The sequence below is a fragment of the Streptacidiphilus sp. MAP12-20 genome (genome assembly GCF_041262525.1).
Lineage (GTDB): Bacteria > Actinomycetota > Actinomycetes > Streptomycetales > Streptomycetaceae > Streptacidiphilus.
Window position 1 is genome coordinate 126,981 of the sequence record NZ_JBGCCK010000019.1, and the last position, 21,724, is coordinate 148,704.

Annotated in this window: 24 protein-coding genes; 9 read left to right on the forward strand and 15 right to left on the reverse strand. The window is 70.3% G+C overall.

The window, feature by feature from the left end:
* Window positions 1–3: 3 nt before the first annotated feature.
* Entirely contained in the window at window positions 4–375 is a 372-nt protein-coding gene (locus ABIA32_RS24580; RefSeq protein ID WP_370099402.1) for a BlaI/MecI/CopY family transcriptional regulator, read from the reverse strand.
* A gap of 98 nt (window positions 376–473) precedes the next feature.
* Between ABIA32_RS24580 and ABIA32_RS24585 the strand changes: the two genes are divergently transcribed.
* Window positions 474–1,109, forward strand: coding sequence for a phosphatase PAP2 family protein (locus tag ABIA32_RS24585; protein WP_370099405.1), 636 nt, complete (start codon window positions 474–476; stop codon window positions 1,107–1,109).
* A gap of 142 nt (window positions 1,110–1,251) precedes the next feature.
* Here the strand turns inward: ABIA32_RS24585 and ABIA32_RS24590 are convergent, their stop codons facing one another.
* Window positions 1,252–2,019 carry an SDR family NAD(P)-dependent oxidoreductase gene (locus tag ABIA32_RS24590; RefSeq protein ID WP_370099407.1) on the reverse strand — a complete coding sequence of 256 codons (768 nt, stop codon included), beginning with the start codon at window positions 2,017–2,019 and terminating at the stop codon, window positions 1,252–1,254.
* Between the two features lie 143 nt (window positions 2,020–2,162).
* Between ABIA32_RS24590 and ABIA32_RS24595 the strand changes: the two genes are divergently transcribed.
* Window positions 2,163–2,852 carry a TetR/AcrR family transcriptional regulator gene (locus ABIA32_RS24595; protein ID WP_370099410.1) on the forward strand — a complete coding sequence of 230 codons (690 nt, stop codon included), beginning with the start codon at window positions 2,163–2,165 and terminating at the stop codon, window positions 2,850–2,852.
* A gap of 37 nt (window positions 2,853–2,889) precedes the next feature.
* Window positions 2,890–3,318, forward strand: coding sequence for a hypothetical protein (locus tag ABIA32_RS24600; RefSeq protein WP_370099413.1), 429 nt, complete (start codon window positions 2,890–2,892; stop codon window positions 3,316–3,318).
* A 76-nt stretch (window positions 3,319–3,394) separates the two neighbouring features.
* On the opposite strand, the gene ABIA32_RS24605 is transcribed toward ABIA32_RS24600, so the two are convergent.
* The gene (locus tag ABIA32_RS24605; protein ID WP_370099416.1) at window positions 3,395–4,237 is read right to left on the reverse strand and encodes a hypothetical protein; all 843 of its coding nucleotides are present in this window, start codon (window positions 4,235–4,237) and stop codon (window positions 3,395–3,397) included.
* 263 nt (window positions 4,238–4,500) lie between these two features.
* Between ABIA32_RS24605 and ABIA32_RS24610 the strand changes: the two genes are divergently transcribed.
* On the forward strand, window positions 4,501–4,704 hold the full coding sequence (locus tag ABIA32_RS24610) for a hypothetical protein (RefSeq protein ID WP_370099418.1): 204 nt from the start codon (window positions 4,501–4,503) through the stop codon (window positions 4,702–4,704).
* Window positions 4,705–4,809: 105 nt separating this feature from the next.
* Here ABIA32_RS24610 and ABIA32_RS24615 read toward each other — a convergent pair whose 3' ends face one another.
* The 5 genes from ABIA32_RS24615 to ABIA32_RS24635 all read right to left on the reverse strand — a co-directional run bounded on the left by ABIA32_RS24615 (window position 4,810) and on the right by ABIA32_RS24635 (window position 7,850).
* Window positions 4,810–5,382 carry a hypothetical protein gene (locus ABIA32_RS24615; protein WP_370099421.1) on the reverse strand — a complete coding sequence of 191 codons (573 nt, stop codon included), beginning with the start codon at window positions 5,380–5,382 and terminating at the stop codon, window positions 4,810–4,812.
* Window positions 5,366–5,869, reverse strand: coding sequence for an RNA polymerase sigma factor (locus tag ABIA32_RS24620; protein ID WP_370099424.1), 504 nt, complete (start codon window positions 5,867–5,869; stop codon window positions 5,366–5,368). The genes ABIA32_RS24615 and ABIA32_RS24620 overlap by 17 nt, the downstream gene beginning before the upstream one ends.
* A gap of 96 nt (window positions 5,870–5,965) precedes the next feature.
* The gene (locus tag ABIA32_RS24625; protein ID WP_370099426.1) at window positions 5,966–6,607 is read right to left on the reverse strand and encodes a class F sortase; all 642 of its coding nucleotides are present in this window, start codon (window positions 6,605–6,607) and stop codon (window positions 5,966–5,968) included.
* A 27-nt stretch (window positions 6,608–6,634) separates the two neighbouring features.
* A complete protein-coding gene (locus ABIA32_RS24630; protein ID WP_370099429.1) occupies window positions 6,635–7,000 on the reverse strand; it encodes a sortase-dependent protein in 366 nt (121 codons plus the stop codon).
* A 247-nt stretch (window positions 7,001–7,247) separates the two neighbouring features.
* Window positions 7,248–7,850, reverse strand: a complete 603-nt coding sequence (locus ABIA32_RS24635; RefSeq protein WP_370099431.1) for a TetR/AcrR family transcriptional regulator — start codon at window positions 7,848–7,850, stop codon at window positions 7,248–7,250.
* A gap of 69 nt (window positions 7,851–7,919) precedes the next feature.
* Here ABIA32_RS24635 and ABIA32_RS24640 point away from each other — a divergent pair, with 69 nt between their 5' ends.
* A complete protein-coding gene (locus tag ABIA32_RS24640) occupies window positions 7,920–8,732 on the forward strand; it encodes an MBL fold metallo-hydrolase (RefSeq protein ID WP_370099433.1) in 813 nt (270 codons plus the stop codon).
* 68 nt (window positions 8,733–8,800) lie between these two features.
* Here the strand turns inward: ABIA32_RS24640 and ABIA32_RS24645 are convergent, their stop codons facing one another.
* A complete protein-coding gene (locus ABIA32_RS24645) occupies window positions 8,801–9,568 on the reverse strand; it encodes an alpha/beta hydrolase (RefSeq protein WP_370099435.1) in 768 nt (255 codons plus the stop codon).
* A gap of 627 nt (window positions 9,569–10,195) precedes the next feature.
* Here ABIA32_RS24645 and ABIA32_RS24650 point away from each other — a divergent pair.
* Genes ABIA32_RS24650 through xdhC form a run of 3 tightly spaced genes read left to right on the forward strand, consistent with a single transcriptional unit; the run spans window position 10,196 to window position 14,938 of the window.
* Window positions 10,196–11,686 carry a xanthine dehydrogenase small subunit gene (locus tag ABIA32_RS24650; RefSeq protein WP_370099438.1) on the forward strand — a complete coding sequence of 497 codons (1,491 nt, stop codon included), beginning with the start codon at window positions 10,196–10,198 and terminating at the stop codon, window positions 11,684–11,686.
* Window positions 11,683–14,127, forward strand: a complete 2,445-nt coding sequence (xdhB, locus tag ABIA32_RS24655) for a xanthine dehydrogenase molybdopterin binding subunit (protein ID WP_370099441.1) — start codon at window positions 11,683–11,685, stop codon at window positions 14,125–14,127. Before ABIA32_RS24650 ends, xdhB begins: the two co-directional genes overlap by 4 nt.
* A 1-nt stretch (window position 14,128) precedes the next feature.
* Window positions 14,129–14,938, forward strand: a complete 810-nt coding sequence (xdhC, locus tag ABIA32_RS24660) for a xanthine dehydrogenase accessory protein XdhC (protein WP_370099443.1) — start codon at window positions 14,129–14,131, stop codon at window positions 14,936–14,938.
* Between the two features lie 247 nt (window positions 14,939–15,185).
* On the opposite strand, the gene ABIA32_RS24665 is transcribed toward xdhC, so the two are convergent.
* Both ABIA32_RS24665 and ABIA32_RS24670 read right to left on the reverse strand, forming a co-directional pair.
* A complete protein-coding gene (locus ABIA32_RS24665) occupies window positions 15,186–15,689 on the reverse strand; it encodes a nucleoside deaminase (protein ID WP_370099446.1) in 504 nt (167 codons plus the stop codon).
* Window positions 15,690–16,409: 720 nt separating this feature from the next.
* On the reverse strand, window positions 16,410–16,889 hold the full coding sequence (locus tag ABIA32_RS24670) for an ester cyclase (RefSeq protein ID WP_370099448.1): 480 nt from the start codon (window positions 16,887–16,889) through the stop codon (window positions 16,410–16,412).
* Here ABIA32_RS24670 and ABIA32_RS24675 point away from each other — a divergent pair.
* On the forward strand, window positions 16,889–17,281 hold the full coding sequence (locus tag ABIA32_RS24675; protein WP_370099451.1) for a hypothetical protein: 393 nt from the start codon (window positions 16,889–16,891) through the stop codon (window positions 17,279–17,281). The genes ABIA32_RS24670 and ABIA32_RS24675 overlap by 1 nt on opposite strands.
* 45 nt (window positions 17,282–17,326) lie before the next feature.
* Here ABIA32_RS24675 and ABIA32_RS24680 read toward each other — a convergent pair whose 3' ends face one another.
* The 4 genes from ABIA32_RS24680 to ABIA32_RS24695 all read right to left on the reverse strand — a co-directional run.
* Window positions 17,327–18,331: a methyltransferase gene (locus ABIA32_RS24680; RefSeq protein ID WP_370099453.1), complete on the reverse strand. Its 1,005-nt coding sequence runs from the start codon at window positions 18,329–18,331 to the stop codon at window positions 17,327–17,329.
* A 248-nt stretch (window positions 18,332–18,579) separates the two neighbouring features.
* The gene (locus ABIA32_RS24685) at window positions 18,580–18,882 is read right to left on the reverse strand and encodes a hypothetical protein (RefSeq protein ID WP_370099455.1); all 303 of its coding nucleotides are present in this window, start codon (window positions 18,880–18,882) and stop codon (window positions 18,580–18,582) included.
* A 479-nt stretch (window positions 18,883–19,361) separates the two neighbouring features.
* Window positions 19,362–20,945, reverse strand: a complete 1,584-nt coding sequence (locus ABIA32_RS24690; protein ID WP_370099458.1) for an FG-GAP-like repeat-containing protein — start codon at window positions 20,943–20,945, stop codon at window positions 19,362–19,364.
* A gap of 357 nt (window positions 20,946–21,302) precedes the next feature.
* On the reverse strand, window positions 21,303–21,724 hold a 422-nt coding region (locus tag ABIA32_RS24695; RefSeq protein ID WP_370099461.1), incomplete at its 5' end, for an FG-GAP-like repeat-containing protein.

The following is a 21,724-nucleotide window of genomic DNA, read 5'->3' on the forward strand; positions in this document are numbered from 1 at the left end:
CGTTCAGTCCCGCTGCGGCGGGAGCGCGCTCCCGAGCAGGTGGCGCAGGATCTCCTCGTCGCCGGCCCCGAGGTCGCCGACGAAGCGGGCGAGCACCGCGTGGCGGTCGGGGTCGGCGTCGAGTACCTGGCGCATCCGGCGGGCGGTCAGACCGTGGCGGTCGGCGACGGGGCGGTAGGCGAAGGCGCGACCCTGCTTGACCCGGCTGAGCAGGCCCTTGTCGTGCATCCGGGTCAGTACGGTGACGACGGTGCTGTACGCGAGGCTGCCGCCGAGGCGCTCCAGCACATGGCCGGGAGTCAGCGCCTCGGGCGCCGTCTGGAGCAGGTCCAGCACCTCCGCCTCGAGCGCGCCCATCTGCCGCCGCTCGTTCATCTTCTGGCCATCTTCCCTTCACCTGCTACGGTCCTGTAGAACTTCCCCAGCCAGAGTCTGTCACGGCCGACCGAGCGAGTACGAGAGAACCCCACCACATGCTTCAGCTACTGGCCTTTGACGGCTCCGGAATCGACGGCGGCCTCTTCACGACCATCACCGGCCTGGCCCGGGACACCAAGTGGCTGAACTCGCCGCTGCACCTGTGGACCAACGCGGGACTGGTGGTGTTCGCGGTGCTGATGGTCATCGGTTTCCTGCGCGCCCGGCAGCGGGACACCGCCGCGATGACGCTGGCGCTGGCCGCGCCGGTCGCGGTGGTGGGTGCGTTCGCGGTGGCCGAAGTGGCGAAGAAGCTGGTGGCGGAGGTGCGGCCGTGCTACTCGATGCCGCACGCCTACATCGTCGAGGCCTGTCCGGTGAAGACCGACTACGCCTTCCCCAGCGGACACACCACGACAGCGGTGGCGACGGTGGCCGCACTGTGGCTGCTCGACCGGCGGCTGGCCGGGATCGCGGCGGCCTTCGCGCTGCTCGAAGGCTTCACCCGGGTCTATCTCGGCGCCCACTACCCGCACGACGTGCTGGGCGCGGCGCTGCTGGCGCTGCCGGTGGCCTACCTCGTCAGCCGGCTGCTCGGGCGCTACGCCCAGCCCGTCGTGGCGCGACTGCGCACCGGCGCGCTGGAGCCGCTGCTCACGCGTCGCCGCTCCGGCGCGCACGCCGCGCGCTGAGCGAGGCGTCGAACCGCGCGTTGGCCTTGTACAGCCGCGGCACGAGCAGGTAGACGGCCGTGGGGACGACGAACGCGGTCAGTATCAGCGTGCGCAGCGGGCCGCTTGACGCGCCGGTAGCGAGCGGACACGGGCCCTGGCGTCAGTTCGTGATGCGGCCGCCCGCCACGTCGATGGTCAGGCCGCTGAGCCAGCCGCTCGCGTCGGAGCAGAGGAAGAGGGTCGCCTCCGCCACGTCCTCGGGCGTGCCGAGGCGGCTGAGCGGGTGCTGGGCGGCGACGGTCCGCTGGACCTCGGCGGGCATCTGCCTGACAACCTTCTCGGTGCGGATCGAGGAGGGCGCGAGGCAGTTGACGCGGATGCCCTGCGGGCCGAGCTCGGTGGCGAGGTGGCGGGTGAACATGACCACCCCCGCCTTCGCGGCGGCGTAGGCGGCGTTGGCACGGCTCGGCTGGCGGCCCGCCGAGGAGGCCATGGTGACGATCGAGCCCCCGCCGGCCGCCGCCATGCCGGGGAGGAAGGCCTGGACGGTGAGGAAGGCTGCGGTCAGGTCGGTCTCGATGATCTCGCGCCAGCGGACGGCGGCGAGGTCCATGGTCGGCTGCGGCGCGCCCATTCCGCCCGCGAAGGCGGCGAGCAGCGTCGGCGCGCCGAGCTCGCGCTCCACCAGCTCGCGGACCTGGGCGAGCTGCTCCTCGCTGGTCACGTCGGCGACGGCGGGGATCGCCGTGCCGCCCTCCGCGCGGATGGCGGCGACGACGCCGTCCAGGGCGTCCTGGTCGCGTCCCACGACGGCGACCTTGGCGCCGTTGTGGGCCAGCGCCCGCGCCGTCGCGGCGCCGATGCCCCGGGAACCGCCGGTGACGACGGCGATGCGGCCCTGCAGGTCGGTGTAGGTGGCGATGCCCATGACGTACCCCTGTCTTGCGGCCCGATACTGAGTGAGTGCACACTCATTCTGAGTGGGTACTCACTCATCCGTCAAGCGGTGATACCGTCGCGACGGCAGCAGGCCGACAGACCGACAGAACCGGCGGAGAGGCGGGAACGACCATGGCAAACAGCACGCCGGTCCCGATGCGCGAGCGGATCGTCCGCGCCGCCCTCGAGGTGATCAGGGAACACGGCATCGCCGCCATGACGACCAAGCAGATCGCCCGCACGGCGCAGGTCGCCGAGGGCAGCATCTACAACCACTTCGCCAACAAGACGGCGCTGGTCGGCGCGGCCATGGCGGAGGTCTCCGCCGGCATCCGCGAGGCGATGACGCGGCTGCTCGGGCGCGTGGGCGAGGGTGGCAGCGGCGGCGGCGAGGTCGAGGACAACCTGGCGGAGCTGGGCGAGGCGGCGATCGGGTTCTTCCTGGAGCTGCTGCCCATCGCCGGTCCCGTGCTCGGCGACCGCGAGCAGCTCGCCTGGCTGCGCGGCGGCGGAGCGGGGCACGCCGTCGGCCCGCTGCTGGGACAGCAGGCGCTGATCGGCTATCTCACCGCCGAGCAGCGCGCCGGACGCATCGACGCCGACGCCTCACCCGCGCTGCTGGCCTCGGCGTTCCTCGGGATGTGCCAGAACTACGCCTTCCTGACCCTGATGTCCGGCCCCGAGGCCGTCACCGAGAGCGCGGGGCTCGCGGCCGACCACACGGTCCAGTCCCGCGCGATCACCCGAACAGTGCTCGGCGGAATCGTGCCCGCGGGAACCAACAGCGGGCTCTCGGACGTATCCCCCCATGCCGGTGCTTAGACGGCCGGCGAGCAGCGTACGGCTTTGGGAGTAATCAGTGACCTGCTTCTTCGACCCCTCGCACGGCTACGGCGCGGTGAACGTGGTGTGGCAGCCGCAGTGGGGTGTTCCGCGTCCGGTGCAGACCTGCCAGTCCTGCGCCCAACGCATCCAGACCACCCCGCCGCCCTTCTACACGCCGCAGGCGGGCTACCTGCAGGCCGGTTATCCGCAGGCCGGTTACCCGCAGCAGGGCTACCCCCAGCCCGGATACGCCCAGCCGGGCTACCCGCAGCAGGGTCGGCCCGGCCACAGCACCGGCGCCGTGGTCGGCGCGGGCGTGGCCGGCCTGGTCGGCGGCGCCCTGATCGGCGAGATGATGAGCGGCGGGGACGACGACGACCGTCCGGACTACGGGGATCGCCGCGACGACTACGACGGCGGCGGGGACTTCGGCGGCGGCGGGGACGACGGCGACTTCTTCTGATCGACGCCGCCTCACGAGCGATGCGACCGGCCGGTGCAGGGGCGGGATCCCGCCCCTGCACCGGCCGGCGCGCGTATCAGGCGAGGTAGCCGAGCAGGCCCATCATGCCCGCCTCGCCGTGGTAGACGTTGCGGCAGTGCGTCAGCCGTCCACGGAGCCGGGCGGCGCAGTCTGGGCAGGGGCAGAGGCAGCGGAAAGGCAGTGGACGGGAGACCGTCCGCGCCGCGGCGAGCAGCTCGGGGACGGTGGCGAGCTTGACCCGGGGGCGGCCGAGGGCCCGGCCGCGCGCGCGTTCGGCGCGGTCCACGGTCCGCATCTCGCGCAGCCCCAGCGCCTCCGGTCGCCGCCGCCTGACCAGCCGCGCGAACGCCTCGCCGGTCGCGGCCGGGTCCGGCACCGGCAGGACGCGGGCTGACGCGTCGTCGAGCAGCGCGCCGACGGTCTCCGCCGCGCACTCGCGGTTGGCGCCGATGCCGCCGGACGGACCGCGCTTCACCCAGCCCATGACATAGGCGCCGGGCAGCGGCAGGCCCGTGACCGGGTCGATCACCCGGCCGTCACGGTGCGGGATGGTGCCGGAGGCCTCGTCGAAGGGCAAGCCGGGAACGGCCACGCCCCGGTAGCCGATGGAGCGCACGACCACACCGGTGGCGATCTCGGACTCTGCGCCGACGGCCGCGCCGACCGCCACCCCGGTGCCCGCCGCGTCCGCGATGCGCAGCGCCTCCACTCGCGCATCGCCCACCACGGCGGTCGGCGTGGCGTGGAAGCGCAGCGCGATCCGCCGACCGGGGCGCGGCGGCGCGGACCAGTCGTGCGCCTCGACCGGGAGCTCGGCGAGCAGCGCGGCCTTGGAGCCGGGGCTCGCCGCGGCGACGGCCTCGCGGACCTGCGGGTGGTCGTCGACGACGAGGTCCACGCCCGGCAGGTGCCGCAGGGCGAGGAACTCCGGCCGGGTCCACAGGAGCCGGTCGGAGAGAAGCCCCTCGCACGCCGCCAGCTCCGCTGGGGAGTCCCCTTTCGGCGACCGTGCTGTCCGCCTTCGGCGACAGCGCTGCCGCGGCCGTCCGGTCCAGGCTGGAATCAGGGCTCCGCTCGGCCTCGTCCCCGAGCGGATTCCCTCGACCCAGCGATCCCCAGTCATCCCCCACCGGCGCACGGAGGCACCATGACGGAGGCACCATGACGGACAGCGAAGGCCGACGGTTCTCGGTCGGGGACCAGGTCCGTACCGGGGACGGCATCGGCACGGTTGTGCACGCGGGCCAGTTCAAGGGCGTGCTGAGCATCTGGGTCAGCCAGCCCATGCCGACTCCCGTCAACAGTCAGCACACCCGCACCCTCGTCCTGCGCCCCTGCCAGGTAGTGGCTCTCTACTCTCCGTGACCCGTGACGCCCGCATCTGACGGCGCGTCCACCGAACCAGCGAGGCCCAGGTCCCCGAAGTCGGGACCTGGGCCTCAGCGGAGCTTTCTGCGGGGCTCGAACCTGTCACGGGGACGGAGACGCCAGGCTCCCGCTTCCCGAGCCGACGCCCGGCGTGCTGGTCAGCGCGGGAGAGTGGACCGCCCCGCTGGGCGACGCGGTGGACACTCCGGACGCGCCGACTCCGCCCGAACCGCCGGGCGTACCCCGACCTGACCCACTGCCCGAGGCGGTGCTCGGCGGCGCGGAGGGCAGCGCCGACGGCACCGCTGCGGGAGGGGACGCGGAGGGCGCCGAGGAAGCCGAAGAGGAGGCCGACGCCGAAGGCCTCACCGACGGCGAAGCCGCAGGTGACGGTGTCTGGCTGTGCGACGTCGCCGCCGGTGGAGCGAGCGGCAGCACCGGGACCGACCGCGTCGGGCCGGTGGCCAGCAGCACGGGGGCCGCGATGGCGGCGGCGACGGCGAGCGTCAGCCCGCCCCCGGCGGCCGCCCTCAGCCGCCGACGCCGCACGGCGGTGCGGCGGACGCGCTCGAAGGTGCCGGGTGGCGGCGTCAGCAGCACCACGCCAGGCCGCAACAGCGCTGTGAGGTCGTCGTCGTCCGGGTCGTCGACCAGGCCGTCAATGTGTGTGGTCAAGGTGTCCCCCGAGCCTCGCGCGCAGGAGCTCCCGGGCCGCGTGCAGATCAGCCTTGACCGTACCTTCCCTGCGCCCCATCAGTAGCGATACCTCCCTGACCGGTAGATCGGCGTAGTAGTAGAGGAGGACCGGCGTGCGCAGCCGCTCCGGCAGCGACTGCACCAGCAGTCGCACCGGGACGGCTGCTTCCGCGCTCTCGCCGTGACGCCCCGCGTCCAGCACGGCCTGCGTGGTGACCTGTCGCATCGCCCGGCGTTCGCGTTCCAGCTTTCGCCAGTGGTCGCGCACCAGGTTGGCGGCCGTGACGTACAGGAACCCGCGCGGCTCCTCCACTGCGGCCCAGCGCGCCCAGAGGCGCGCGAAAGCCTCCGAGGCGATCTCATGGGCGGTCCCGTCGTCGTCGACCAGACGACGGCACCACCCGGCGAGACTCGGGTAGAGGGCGGCGAACAGCTCGGATGCTGCGCTCTCCTGGGACCGTTTCAACGTTCTCCATGCTGCTGACCGGGATTGTCGGACGTTCTCTCGGTGGTGCGGCGCGGTCGGGCCATCGGGCAGCCACCCGGCTGTCCGGCTATCCGGCTATCCGCCGCTGGACACCAGGGAGGCATAGACCACGACGTTGTCGAGGTAGCCGCCTCCCGTGCTGTCGCGCGGACCGCCGCAGGTGATCAGACGCAGCTCAGGGCGGTTCACGTTCCCGTACACGGCACGGGTGGGGAACTGTGCCTTGGCGACGGTCTGTACCCGGTCGACCGCGAACACGGCGAGCGCGCCGTCCCGCAGACGGGCGGTGACGAGGTCGCCCACCTTCAGCCGCGACAGGTGCAGGAAGGCCCCGTCCCCGTACCGACCGACCGTCACGTGCGCCAGGATCACCGAGGGCCCCGTCTGGCCGGGCGTCGGCGACCCCCGGTACCAGCCGGCCGGCGCGTTCGCCTCGATCGGTGGCACCTGGACGGTGCCGTCCGGGGCCAGGCCGAGGGAGATGACGGGCGTGTCGACGCCGATGCTCGGGATCAGCAACCGCACCGGCACCGACCGGGCGATCGGGCTCGGTGCGGCGACCGCCCCGGTGGGCGCCGCCGACGGACTGTCAGCACCGGTGGCGGCCACGCCGGAGGCGACCGGCGGGCCGGCCGGAGCCGCGGGGGTGCCCCCACACGCCGAGGTGAGTGCCACGGAGGCCAGCACCGTCGCCGCCACCCGGGCCAACCTGGCCATGCCGGCCGCACGCGTCACTCGCAACGCTCAGCCCCGGGCCTTGGCCCGACGGCGCAGCACGAATGCGCCGGCCCCGGCGACCAGCACCGCTCCGCCGATCTCCGCGCCGAGCGCCGTGGCGTCGGTGCCGTTCCCGGCGGTGACCGGCGGCACGCCGGTGTCCGGCGCGCCCGAGGGCACCGAACCGACCTGCGACGGCGCTGCGGACGGCTGCGCGGTGGGAGCCCCCGCCCCGCCTGTCCCTCCGGCCACGGACGGACTCGCCGACGGCCCGCTCGCGGGGCTGCTCACGGACGGTGCGGCCGTGGGGCTCGAGGCTGCGAACGCGGATCCGGCTCCCCCCAGCACGGCGGCGCAGGTCAGGGCGAGGGCGGCGACAACAGTTGTGCGCATGAACGGCTTCTCTCTGCTCGGCCCACCGGCACCCCCTGAAGGGATGAGCAGCGGGCTGCGTTCCAGATCGGGCGAAGAGACGACGCAGCCGGAGGTTCGGTTGTAAAGAGCTGGCAAAGAACTCCGGGGTGGGCGAGGGCGGGCGCTCGATGAAAGGTCTCCAGCGAGACCGTCACCGCCTCCACCTCGGCGTACTCGCTCGTCTTGGCGGTGACGGGCCCAGCCCGGGGAAGCGGATTGTCGGTGGCTACGCCACGCTCAGCAGCCGGGTGACGGCCGTTCGGGCGCGGGCCGGAGCCGCCGGGTCGTGGTGGAGCTGAATGGCCTGGGCTGCGGCCAGTGCGATGCCGTTCAACTCGAAGACGACCTGCTCGGCGTCGGTCTCCGGGGGCAGCTCCCCGCCGGCGACGGCCGTGCGGACTTCCGCGCCCACGTAGGCGCTCCAGCTCGTCAGCGCGGCGAGGACCGCGTCCCGGATCGGGCCGGGCCGCCCGTCGAACTCGGCGGCGACCGAGGTGAGCAGACAGCCGCTGTGCCCTTCGTCGCCGGCCATGTAGTCGATCCACTCCCCGAACGCGGTCGTCAGCCGACGCAGACCCGGGTCGGCGCCGACCGCTCGGCCCGGAACGCGGCGGCGGAACTGCTCGACCGCAGCCTCCAGAACGGCGATCTGCAGCGCCTCCTTGCTGCCGAAGTGGCCGACGACGCCGGCCTTGCTCATCCCCAGGTCGATGGCCAGGCGGCCGATGGTCAGGCCGTCGAGCCCGTCGGTGGCGGCCAGCGCCAGGGCGCGCTCAATGATCCGGGTACGGGTGGCGGTCGCCTCGGCGACGGACTTGCGGGGACTCATGGCATCAGCTTAACCTAACGGTCGTACGCTATTAGCTGACGAACGTTCGTACTCCAAAGGGGCTGCACCATGAAGATCCACCACCTCAACTGCGCCTCCGTCCGGATGATCGAACCCACCTACGAGGGCTTGCCGTCCGCGCATGCCGTGAACCACTGCCTGCTGATCGAGACGGACTCGGACGGCCTGGTGCTCATTGAGACCGGCCTCGGCCTGGACGACCTACGCGACCCGGACACCATGCTGGGGACCAGCTGGGTGGAGATGTCACAGCCCGTGCTGTCCGAGGACGAGACCGCGATCCGCCAGGTCGAACGGCTCGGCTACGCAGCCGAAGACGTCCGGCACATCATCCTCACGCACCTCGACATCGACCACTCCGGCGGTCTGCCCGACTTCCCCGCCGCGCAGGTCCACGTCCTGCAGGCCGAGATCACCGCCGCGTTCGCGGAAGCGCCCAGCTTCCGCTACCGCCCAGGCCACTGGGCGCACGGCCCGAACTGGCTGCCCTACGCCCCCGAGACCAACGAGATGTGGTTCGGCTTCACCGCCGTGCAGGCACAGGGCCTGGCCGATGACATCCTGCTCGTCCCACTCGGCGGCCACACGGCCGGCCATACCGGCGTGGCGGTCCGCACGGGCGACGACGAGTGGCTGCTGCACTGCGGCGACGCCTACTACTACCACCGCGAGCTCCAAGAGGACCCGCACCCCCACCCCCTGCTCGACTTCGTCCAGACCACCGCCGAGGTTCACCACGACCTGCGGCTCGGCACCCAGGCCCGACTGCGCGAACTCGTCCGCTACCACAGCGACCAGGTGACCGTCATCTCCGCCCACGACCCCTGGGAGTTCCAGCGCCTTCAGGCGACGACGACCTGACCGGTACGAACGACGAGAGGGGCCGTCGCGGCGCCCGGCCGACAAGCCGGGCGCCGCTGCCGCTCACGTCAGGCCGGCCGGGCGACCGCCGGGCCGAAGTGCCGGGCGAAGAACCGCACCGCGCTGTCTGCCTCGAACCTGGGCAGCTCCTTGTGCCTGCCCGCGTTGGCGTGCAACGTCTTCTCCTGCGAGGCGAAGGCGTCGAACAGCGCGAGACCGGCCTCGCGCGGGATGTGCTCGTCGTCCCACTGCATGGCGAACTGGATCGGGATGGTGATCCGCTTCGCCTTCTCGGCCAGGGTGTCGGGCCAGTGCTGACCGAAGACCGCAGCCGTGATCCTGGGCTCGGCCGCCACGAACGGCACGCCGATCGCGGTGCCCATGTTGATGCCGAACCAGCCGACCGGCCCGCCGGCGCCGATCTCCGGAAGCTCCTGGAGGGCGTCCAGGGTCGCCTGCCACTCCGGCAGGGCGAGCTCCGCCAGGTGGTCGTTGTAGCGGACGACGATCGGGCCGACCGGCTTGCCGCTCGCCATCGCCTCCTGCATCAGGTCGATCTCTTGCTCGTCGTACGCCGTGCGCGGCCGGTCGCCGTGACCGGGCGCATCGATGACGGCGACGTGGAAGCCGCAGCCGGTCACCAGACGCTGGGCCCGGCCCGCCATGGCCGGATGCTTCTTGTAGTTGCCGCCGCCGTGGCCCATCAGGATCAGGGGCGCGCGCTCGGCCGCGCCGGAGGCAGGCGACCACAGGACGCCGGGGACCTCACCCACGGTGAAGTCGCGTTCGCGCAGGCCGTTTGACGATGTCTCTGAGGTGAAAAGAAGAGGATTCATGGCTGCCACCTTTCGGGAGTGCCTGGTTGTCGAGGCGCTCCCGGCGACAGCTACGTCAATCGCCCGGCCGTGACGGCAAGGGGGAGCACCCACTTCGATACAGCGTTCATGGGTCTCACCTCCTCGGGCGGTGTCACGGTCAACGGAACGCTAGCAGCCCAACGATCACCCCTCCACTCCTTTTTCCGGCCTCGTGATCACAACTCCGGACGGTCGGCAGCTCCGGCTGATCCCGACCGTGTTGAATCCGGCCGATTCCCGAGCGGCGAGACCGGCCTCTTGACCTCGGCGGTCGCGAGCCGCTAATTTGCGCAAACATATATCCGCAGTTACCGGAAGGAGGCGATCGCCAGATGTACACCAGCTCTGACCTTGGTCGCCTCGCCCAGTGCACCGTCTGGGTCCCCGGTCGGATCGCGCACGGCTGCTGATCACGCCGTTCTGAATGTGCCCGCTCGTGGCACATCACGTCTTCCCGTCACCGCCTGTCACCGCCTGCCGGCACGTCGCTGTTGCGTGCCCTGCTGCGCCCGCTCCTCGCACCCGGCGCACCTGAACACGGAAAGCTGCCTGAACATTGGCATACTTGATGAATCGATCGCTTACGCACCAGATTGAAGGCCTGTCATGGTAGCGGCGCACATCACGGTCAACGGGAAAGAGACACCGATTTCGCCGGCTACGCCGCACACCACCGCGCTGGACTTCCTGCGCGACCGTGGCCTCACCGGAACCAAGGAGGGCTGCGCCGAAGGTGAGTGCGGCGCCTGTTCGGTCCTGGTGGCCCGTCCTGGGGTGGACAAGCCCACCGACTGGGTCGCGGTCAACGCCTGCCTGATCCCCGCCGCGGCGCTCGACGGCCAGGAGATCATCACCTCCGAGGGCCTCGCCACCGTCAACGAAGCGGGCACGCCGGCCACCCTGCACCCGGTGCAGGAGGAGATGGCGGTCCGCGGCGGCTCCCAGTGCGGCTACTGCACCCCGGGTTTCATCTGCAGCATGGCCTCCGAGTACTACCGGTCCGACCGCTGCGCGCACCCGGAGCCGGGCAGCGGCGCGGACGCGGCCCACAGCGCCGACAGCGCCGACCACGAGCACGGCCCGAACGGTTTCGACCTGCACGCGCTGAGCGGAAACCTGTGCCGCTGCACCGGCTACCGCCCGATTCGCGATGCCGCCTTCGCCGTCGGCATGCCCACGGACGAGGACCCGCTGGCGCAGCGTCGTGAGCAGTCCCCGCCCGCGGCGGTCGCCACCGAGTACGTCCAGGACGACAGCGCGTTCCTGCGGAAGGACACCCTGGCCGAGACGCTGGAGCTGCTGCGCGAGCGACCCGACGCGGTGCTCGTCGCCGGCTCCACCGACTGGGGCGTCGAGGTGAACATCCGGTCCCGCCGGGCGGGCTGCGTGGTCGGCATCGACCGGCTGCCCGAACTGCGGGAGCTGCGGGTCGAGTCCGACCACATCGAGATCGGCGCGGCGCTGACGCTCACCGAGATCGAACGCCGTCTCGACGGCGACGTGCCGTTGCTGGCACAGCTGATCCCGCAGTTCGCGTCGCGGCTGATCCGCAACAGCGCGACCCTCGGCGGCAACCTCGGTACCGGCTCCCCCATCGGCGACAGCCCGCCGGTGCTGCTCGCACTGGAGGCACAGCTGGTCCTCGCCGGCGCCGACGGCGAGCGCGTGGTCCCGCTGGCCGACTACTTCACCGGCTACCGGCAGACCGTGCGGCGTCCCGGCGAGCTGATCCGCGCGGTCCGCATCCCGCTGCCGCTGTCCCCGGTCACGGCCTTCCACAAGATCGCCAAGCGTCGCTTCGACGACATCTCCAGCGTGGCGGTCGCCTTCGCGCTCGACATCGAGGACGGCATCGTCCGCAAGGCACGGATCGGCCTGGGCGGCGTGGCCGCCACCCCGCTCCGCCCCCTCGCCACCGAAGCGGCCCTGGAGGGCAAGCCGTGGTCGACGGAGACCGTCGAGGCCGCGGCCCGCGTGCTGCGGGGAGAGGGAACGCCGATGAGCGATCATCGCGCCAGCTCCCTCTACCGCTCCGCGATGCTGGGTCAGAGCCTGCTGAAGCTGTACGCGCAAACCACTGAGGCGGTGTCGTCATGAGTCAGTTGTCCCAACGCCCCGAGAAGCCGGTTGTCGGCGTCTCGATGCCGCACGAGAGTGCCAACCTGCACGTCACCGGCACCGCGCTGTACACCGATGACCTGGTCCAGCGGACCAAGGACGTGCTGCACGCCTACCCGGTCCAGGTGATGAAGACCCACGGCCGGATCCTCGAGCTGCGCACCGAGCCCGCGCTCGCCGTGCCGGGCGTGGTCCGGGTGCTGACCGTCGCCGACGTTCCCGGCGTCAACGACGCCGGGATGAAGCACGACGAGCCGCTCTTCCCCGACATGGTCATGTTCCACGGCCACGCGGTCGCCTGGGTGCTCGGCGAGACCCTGGAGGCGGCCAGGCTCGGCGCGGCGGCCGTCGAGGTGGACCTGGAGGAACTGCCCTCCATCGTCACCCTCAAGGAGGCCATCGCGGCGGAGAGCTTCCACGGCGCCCGGCCGCTGATGGCGATCGGCGACGTGGACGCGGGCTTCGCCGACTCCGCGCATGTGTTCTCCGGCGAGTTCCAGTTCTCCGACCAGGAGCACTTCTACCTCGAGACGCACGCGGCGCTGGCCCACATCGACGAGGGTGGGCAGCTCTTCATCCAGAGCAGCACCCAGCACCCCTCGGAGACCCAGGAGATCGTCGCGCATGTGCTCGGTCTGCACAGCCACGAGGTAACCGTGCAGTGCCTGCGGATGGGCGGCGGCTTCGGCGGCAAGGAGATGCAGCCGCACGGGTTCGCGGCCATCGCCGCGCTCGGCGCCAAGCTCACCGGCCGGCCGGTCCGGCTGCGGCTCAACCGCACCCAGGACCTGACCATGTCCGGCAAGCGGCACGGCTTCCACGCCAACTGGAAGATCGGCTTCGACGCCGACGGCCGGATCCGGGCCCTGGAGGCCACGCTGACCTCGGACGGCGGCTGGAGCCTCGACCTCTCCGAGCCGGTGACGGCGCGGGCGCTGTGCCACATCGACAACACCTACTGGATCCCCAACGCCCGGATCGCCGGTCGCATCGCCAAGACCAACAAGGTCTCCAACACCGCCTTCCGCGGCTTCGGCGGCCCGCAGGGCATGCTGGTGATCGAGGACATCCTGGGCCGGGTCGCACCGCTGCTCGGCCTGGATCCCATGGAGCTGCGGGAGCGCAACTTCTACCAGCAGGGACAGACGACGCCGTACGGGCAGCCGGTGCTCCAGCCCGAGCGGATCGCCGCCGTCTGGCAGCAGACCCTGGAGAACGGCGGCGTCGCCGACCGCAAGCGCGAGATCGCCGCGTTCAACGCCGCGCACCCGCACACTAAGCGGGCGCTCGCGGTCACCGGCATCAAGTTCGGGATCTCGTTCAATCTCACCGCCTTCAACCAGGCCGGCGCGCTCGTGCTGATCTACAAGGACGGCTCTGTCCTGATCAACCACGGCGGCACCGAGATGGGCCAGGGCCTGCACACCAAGATGCTGCAGGTGGCCGCGACCACGCTGGGCATCCCGCTGCACAAGGTGCGGCTGGCCCCGACGCGGACCGACAAGGTGCCCAACACCTCGGCCACCGCCGCCAGTTCCGGCGCTGACCTCAACGGCGCGGCCGTGAAGAACGCCTGCGAGCAGCTGCGGGAGCGGCTGCTTCAGGTGGCCGCCTCGCAACTGGGCTCCAACGCCTCCGACGTCCGCATCGTCGAGGGCGTGGCCCGCACCCTGGGCAGCGACAAGGAGCTGGCCTGGGACGACCTGGTGCACACCGCGTACTTCCAGCGGGTGCAGCTGTCGGCGGCCGGCTACTACCGGACCGAGGGACTGCACTGGGACGCCAAGTCCTTCCAGGGCTCGCCGTTCAAGTACTTCTCCCACGGCGCCGCCGCGGCAGAGGTCGAGGTGGACGGCTTCACCGGGGCGTACCGCATCCGGCGGGTCGACATCGTGCAGGACGTCGGCGACAGCCTCTCCCCGATGATCGACATCGGCCAGGTCGAGGGCGGCTTCGTACAGGGAGCGGGCTGGCTGACGCTCGAGGACATGCGCTGGGACGCGACCGACGGCCCGAACCGCGGCCGGCTGCTGACCCAGGCCGCGAGCACCTACAAGCTGCCGAGCTTCTCGGAGATGCCCGAGGAGTTCAACGTCACCCTCATGGAGAACGCCACCGAGGAGGGCGCGGTCTACGGCTCCAAGGCGGTGGGCGAGCCTCCGCTGATGCTGGCGTTCTCGGTGCGCGAGGCGCTGCGTCAGGCAGCCGCCGCGTTCGGACCGGGTGGAGTCAGCGTCGAGCTGGCCTCGCCCGCGACACCGGAAGCGGTGTTCTGGGCGATCGAGGAGGCCCGCCGCGGCGCCGCCTCCCAGGACGGCCCGGACGCCCGCGACGAGTTCGCCGCGGTCGGCCAGGCCTCCAACGGGCAGACCACCAACGGCCAGGCGCGCACCGACGCGGCAGTGCTGAGCGGTGCCTGACATGACATGGATCGCCGCGGTCGCGCGGTTGCGGGCACGCCGGGAGTCCGGCGTGCTGGTGACCGTCGCGACCGTGCGCGGCCACGCCCCGCGCGAAGCCGGTGCGAAGCTGGTGGTGGGGCAGAGCGAGACCTGGGGCTCGATCGGCGGCGGCAACATCGAGGCCGTCGCGATCGATCGCGCCCGGGAGATGATCGTCGCGTCCAAGCCTGAGCCAGAGCTGATGACTTTCGCCCTGAACGACAAGGTGAGCAACCAACACGGCGTCCAGTGCTGTGGCGGCGAGGTCTCGGTGCTCCTCGAACCCCTGCCGGTGGCACGGGCGGTCGCGGTCTTCGGCGTGGGACACGTCGGGATGGAACTGGCGCGCATCCTCGCACGTCAGGACCTCGACCTCCATCTGGTCGACACCCGCGCCGACATGCTCACCAAGGAGCGGCTCGACGTGCTGGCGGGCTCGGTGGCGCAGGTGCATGTGCATCACACGCCGCTGCTACCCGAGGAAGTGCTGGAAGAGCTGCCGCCCGGCACCCACGTCCTGATCATGACCCATGATCACGCCGAGGACGCCGCACTGTGCGACGCCGCCCTGCGCACCACCCATCTCGGCTCCATCGGGCTGATCGGGTCGGCGGCGAAGTGGGTGCGGTTCCGCAAGCGCCTCCGGACCGAGGGCGGCCACGACGACGCCACCATCGATCGGATCAAGACCCCGATCGGACTGGCCGACATCACCGGGAAGGACCCCGCGACGATCGCCGTGAGCGTCGCCGCCGACCTGCTGCTCACCTTCGAGGCCGAAGGGAACTGAGTCTCCCCGGATTGCCAGGGGTGTCCCGTATTCGTGCGAACGCACGGGTGCGGGGCACCCCTTCGGCATGAGCGGGCCCGGTTCCCGGACGCCCCTTCGGATCGCAGGGAAACCAAAAGCCCCAGGTCACGGAAAGTGAGTCCTGAGGCTTTACAGACGCGGGTCAGCGGTCTGCTGGGTTCAGCTTGGTTGGCTGGGTTCTGCGTGGTTCGGTTCAACCGGCGCCCGTGCGCGGTGAACCGGGCCGTCAGTAATCGATGCGGTCGGACTTGGCCAGCCACGCGTCGAAGGGCGCCGTACGGTTCGGCATCTCCACCCGCTTGATCGCCATCGGCCACAGCTCCGCGGGCTGCTTCTCGAACAGGTCGTAGAACTTGCGGTCGTCGAAACCGGCCACCGCGGCGTCGTGCCGGTCGGCGGCGAAGATGATCTGATCGACTCGCGCCCACAGCGCGGAGGAGAGACACATCGGGCACGGCTCGCACGAGGTGACCAGGACACAGCCCTCGAGGGTGAAGGTGCCCAGCTTCTGGCAGGCGGCACGGATCGCGGTCACCTCGCCGTGCGCGGTCGGGTCCAGGTGCGAAGTGACGTTGTTGTTGCCGATCGCAACAATTTCCGCACCTCTGGTGATCAGCGCGCCGAACGGACCGCCGCCGTTCTTCACGCTGGCGGTGGCAAGGCCGATGGCCTCGTCCATCCAGGCGCGTTCCAGGTCCTGGATGCTCTTCTCTTCGGCGTACGCGGTCATGGTGACTCCTTCGTCAAACAGCGGGGTCTCCGCGCGACGCCGCCCCGGGATCAGTTCGGTGGCGGCACCCGCGGAAGAATCAGCGCGGCCGGGCGCCGGCCACCTCAAGCGTCCCGTCCGGGAACAGCCGACTGCCGCCGATCCCGCCGGGGACCGGCTCATTGAGGTCCTGAGGGGCACGGGTGGGACAGGTTCGAGCGGTCATGAGCGGCCCCACTGTCCCTTCCGTACGTCGTTCACGTGTTGTTAATGCGGAATAGCGCAAGTACACCGGCCGGGTCCCCGTCGAGGGCAGTCACCAAAACCATGAAGGGATTTGCTGGTCGGCTGGCCCTTCTAGTCGATTCACACGAGTGACACAACTGGTTGCACTCGCCTGACTCACCGAGGAGCCGACGGTGGTTGCACCAGTCGGCTCACCCGGCGGTGGCCGACTCGATGTGGTCCAGCGCGCGCCCGGGCCGCTGGGGCTCACTTCGCCCGGCGCGGGCGGGCCGCCGTCCCGGTCGCCTTGCCACAGGCCCGTGTCTACTGCGTCCAGTACGAGTTGGGCCTGCTGGTGATCGAGGCGGACCAACCGACGACGCGTCGGGAGAAGAAGGTGTCCATGACGAACGCGAAGCAGACGACTCCGGCGAAGGCGGCGACGTGGGTGAAGTCGGCGATCGTCGACCCAGCAGCGGCTCGGCGCCGGTCTGGATCAGCGGTTGGTGGCGCGCCTCACTGAGCTGCGCGCTGGGCGCGGCGTTTGGCCATGGCCATCCGGGCCAGGTAGCGGGGCGTCGGCGGGACCCAGCCGAGTTGCCGGGCCAGGCCGAGGTCGTCGCGGTTGGCCCAGTGTTCGGTGATCCGGCCCTCCGCAACCCGGAACCAATGCGTCTGCGTGGTCGCGAACTCCCGGCCGGTGGATGGCATCGCCTGCGCGACCCGGCCGTCTTCGTCGTAGCTGACGAACGGTCCCACCTGACGGCCGGCCATCGTGGTGTGCAGGACCACGAGGTCCGCCGAGGCGACCTCGTCGTGGATCTCCCAGCGCAGGTCGGCGAACGCCGACCGCAGCCACAGCGCGGTGGCGTAGAAGGCTTCGGGCCCGGTCCCGCGGCAGGCGGGCGGCTCGTGCTTCGCCTCCCGATTGGTGGCGTGCGGGTGGATCACGGCGGCGAAGTCCCCCGCTCGTCGCGCGTCCCGAATACCAGGCATTGATCGCCGACACCTCCGGGGCCGGCAAGCTCCTCCGGTACGCGGCGATCGCCCGGACGATCTCGCACAGGCTCGGACCGCTGCTCGACGTCCTGCTCGCCGGTGCCAAGTCCGGCAACCAGGACCTCAGAGAGTTCGCCGAGTCGATCAAGCGCGAACGACTGCTCGGCGCAACCGAGATCGTCCGACAGGTCATCGAGACCGGAGACGCCCGGCCCGGCCTCGACCCCGACCACGCCCGAGACCTGATCTGGACCCTGATCTCCCCGGAGGTCTACCAACTGCTGAGCCACGAACGAGGATGGACCGACGACGAATACCAGGAGTGGCTCGCCCGCAGCTTCGTGCGCGAGCTCCTCGACGAACGACGCCCAGCCGGCCGACCCCACTGAACGTGGAGGCGCAGGCCACCCGGTGCGCGGTCGCCTGGCGGCTGGTCAGCGGGCGTAGACGAGGGTGGCGGGGGAGGCGGTGGGCTGGAAGGTGACGTCGGTGAAGCCGGCGTCGGTGAGCCAGGTGCGGTAGTCGTTGCGGGTCCAGGTGGAGCCCTGGGTGGTCTGGAGGAGCATGGTGGTGTGGAAGATCAGGGGGAACGGGGGGCCTGAGCGGTCGTCTTCGACGACGAAGTCGTTGACCACGAGCGTGCCACCGGGCTTGAGGGCTTGCCGGAACTTGGTGAACACGGCCTGGTTGTCGGCCGGGCTTTCCTGGTGAGCGATGTGCGAGTAGACGGCGACGTCGTAGAGGTCCGTGCCGAAGTCGGTGGTGTGGAAGTCTCCGTCAGTGGTGTGGAAGCGGTCGCCGACGCCGTGCTCGGCGACCAGGCGGGTGGCGATCCGGTTGACGTTCGCCCAGTCGATCTGCGTCGACCGGGCTTGCGGGTTCATCGCGAGCCAGACCGAGGAGTAGATCCCGGAGCCGCCGCCGACGTCCAGGATGGAGACCGGTCCTGTCGTGGCCAGGCCCAGGTGCTCGGCGGCCGCGAGGGCCGAGGGCACCGAGAGCGGCGCGATCGCGGGCACCAGCTGTTCCCAGAACGGGTTCTCAGGCAGATCCGCGGGCTCCGGCGTGACCGGGACGCCAGTGCGCGCGACCTCCGGGAGGTCCGCACGGTTGGGCGGGCCGGCGAACACGACCTGGGCGAATCCGCCCAGATAGCCGGGCTTGCCCTCGACCAGGAAGGCGGAAGCCTCCGGGCTGTTGCGGTAGAGCCCGTCCCGCGACTCGACCAGTCCCAGCCCCACCAGGCCGTCGAGCAGGGCCTGCGTGCCGCGCGGCGACAGCCCGGCGGTCTTGGAGACCTGCTCGGGTGTGTCCGCGCCGGCCTCAAGGTGATTGAAGAGCGAATGGATCGCGCTCGTGGCCAGAATGCTCTGGGCCCAGTTCCCGGTGGCGATCTGCATGATCCGCTCGGGGGACGGCTGCCCGGACGCCTGATTCACGGTGTGCCCCTGCTTCTTCTCGCTCCAGCCTAAACCCGCTACTCTCTGTCACTAGACCATCGCAGTAAGCTCGCAGGCAAGGCGGCGCGCGGAGGCAACCCGGTGGCGGGGATGCTTCCAGCAGCAGTACCGGCCGCGCCTCACCACCGGCAGCCCCGTCGGCCCGGACGGCTGGTTCACCGACGTGCCCGGTTGACGACGCGGCCGACCTCCCTGACCACCTTCGGCGGCGAACTGCCAGCGCCGGCTCAGTCCTGGAAGGTTCGCTCGTTCAGCAGGTCGAGGTTGCGAAACATCGGCGGGCCGTCACACAACGCGGCGACCTGGGCCGCGAACTCCGCGGTCTCCGGGCGGTTGGAGTTGTTCATCGCCTGCTCGAACGACGGGAACTCGACAATGTTCAGGTAGACGTTCTCCTTGTCACGGTCACGGGTCTGCATGGCCCGCGCCGCCAGCCGATTGCCTGCGTTCTTTTCGACCCAGCTGTCCAGGAGAGCGTTGAACTCGTCGATGCGACTGGTCTTGTACTCAATGATCTGAATGAACCTCATGGTTCAGGCTCCTCGAATCGGGCGGCGCGATAGCGGACTCCTTGCTCCAGCATCCGACGGCAACGGGTGACAGGCATGTCGCCTCGCCATAGCCGGGTCTGAGTTGCCACCCACTTGGTGCAGCACCTCGCTTGCTGGTGTCTTGAACACGCCGCTGTACCCGAAGCACGCCGTGCCATGACCCGTTCGGGTGGGCGGTCGTGGCGTGGGGCGGCCGGGGGAGCCACACGAAACCCCGGGCGAACCGAACCGGCCGGGTGGCGAGGACAAGGCTACTGACAGAACGTCGCAGACGAGCAAGGGCGCGGAACGGAAGGAGCTGTACGGATGATGTGGCAGTGGCCGTGACAGGCATGGACGGCGCCGAGCGGGTCCGTGGCAGTGGACCTCGGCTGTCGGCCGTCCCAAGCCATGACGTGCCGTCACGCGCCCAGGCCCCGCGCGATCCCTGAGACGGATTCGCGGGGCCATACGGAGGGTCAGAAGCCGGCCCAGAGGCCGTTTCCGGCGAGCATCTGGGTGCCGCCGCTGACGTGGCCGGTGCCGTCGCCGGGGTAGAACTTGAGGTTGTTGTTGGCGTCGATGCCCGCGATCCCGAGGTGGCCGGTCCCGGTGAAGTCGCCAGCCATCACCGCGTGGAAACCCGCCCACAGGCCGGTGTTGCCGAGCATGTAGATACCGCTGTCGCTCAGATGACCGGTGCCGTCGTTGGTGTACAGCTTGAGGTTGTTGTTGGCGTCGATCCCGGCGATGTCGACGTGGCCGTTGCCGAGCAAGTCACCGGCGGTGATCTGCTTGAAGCCCGCCCACAGACCCGTGGTCCCCAACATGTAGATACCGGAGTCGGAGAGGTGGCCGGTGCCGTCGTTGGTGTACAGCTTGAGGTTGTTGTTCGCGTCGATCCCGGCGATGTCGACGTGGCCGTTGCCGAGGAAGTCGCCGGCGGTGATCTGCTTGAAGCCGGACCACAGGCCGGTGTTGCCGAGCATGTAGATGCCGGAGTCGGAGAGGTGCCCGGTGCCGTCGCCGGTGTACAGCTTGAGGTTGTTGTTCGCGTCGATGCCCGCGATGTCCGTCTTGCCGTCACCGTTGAAGTCGCCGGCGGTGATCGCCTTGAAGCCCGCCCACAGGCCCGTGGTCCCCAGCATCGCGCTGCCCGGACCGCTGACGGAACCGGTACCGTCCCCGGGGTAGAGCATCATGTTGTTGTTCGCGTCGATGCCCGCGACGTCTGTCTTGCCGTCACCGTTGAAGTCACCGGCCGCCACCCGCGCCGGCCGCGACGCCGCCGGCGGAGTGGGCGCGCCGCCGACCACCCAGCCGTTGGTGAAGGCCTGGTCGAGTGGGGTGTAGAAGTTCTGGGCCATCTGGCTGTAACCCGCGTCGTTGGGGTGCAGGCCGTCGGCGAACTGCGTGGAGGTCAGGGCCGGGGCGTCGATGAAGGCGAAGTGCTTGCCCGCCTGCACCTCGCTCGGGGCCCAGGCGCGCAGTTGGTCGTTGTAGTTGCCGATCAGGTTCTGCAGGGCCGGGTTCGCCGGGACGCCCGCGGTGGTCGGGATCAGGCCTTGCATGATGACCGTGACGCCGGGCTGGTCGGTGAAGATCCGGTCGATCAGGGTTTCGGCTCGGGTGGCCGCGGTCGCGTGGTTGTTGTCGTTGTTGTTGAGGTCGTTGATGCCGATGTGCAGCAGCACGGCGTCGGGGTGGTCGGCCGCCAGGTAGCTGTCGATGTTGTTGAGGATGCCCTGGATCTCGTAGCCACTGTGGCCCTCGTTCGCGTTGTCGGTCATGGTGCCGTTGAACTGGGTACCGACGAAATTCACGGTGTACCGGGTCTGCTGATTGACCAGTTGCATCAGCGGGCCGCGGTAGCCGTTCCCGGTCGAGCTCTGGTAGCCGGTGGTGATCGAGTCTCCGAGGGGCATGACCTTCAACTGCGGCGGGGAGCTGGCGGTCGTGACGGTTGCGGGGGCGGCGGCTGCGGCGGCCGCGACGGTGGGAGCGAGCGGCAGGGCCAGCAGGCCGGCGATGGTGACGGTGGTCAGAGTGGTGAGGCGTTTCATGGTGTGGTCCAAAGGGTGAGGAGGCAAGCTGGCCCAGAGGCCGTTTCCGGCGAGCATCTGGGCGTGGCTTTCAGGGGTGAATGGCGTCCGCGAATGTTCGTTTCCCGACGCCTGGGCAGGCGGCTGTCCGTCGCGGGAATCCGGTCGGAATCTGCTGCGGACCGTCGGTGTCTTCAGGCGGTCGACCAACCCGATGTGTCAGGGCTGATGCGCCAGTGCGTTGGCAGGGCCACGATGACACGGGTGCCCGTCGAAGCCGTACTCGTTTGGCCAGGCCCAGCGACCGCCACACCGAGAACGCCGTGGGCTGCGGGTCCCTGATCAGGATCCGCAGCCCACGGGAGAGACCGGTGGCGGTCAGGAGCCGAAGCCGCCCCACAGGCCCGTGGTCCCCAGCATGTAGATACCGGAGTCGGTCAGATTGCCGGTGCCGTCGTTGGTGTAGAGCTTGAGGTTGTTGTTCGCGTCGATCCCGGCGATGCCGATGTGCCCGTCGCCCAGGTAGTTACCCGCCACCACGCTACGGAAGCCGCCCCACAGACCCGTGGTCCCCAACATGTAGATACCGGAGTCGGTCAGATTGCCGGTGCCGTCGTTGGTGTAGAGCTTGAGGTTGTTGTTCGCGTCGATGCCGGCGATGTCGATGTGCCCGTTGCCGAGGAAGTCACCGGCGGTGATCTGCTTGAAGCCGCCCCACAGACCCGTGGTCCCCAACATGTAGATACCGGAGTCGGTCAGATTGCCGGTGCCGTCGTTGGTGTAGAGCTTGAGGTTGTTGT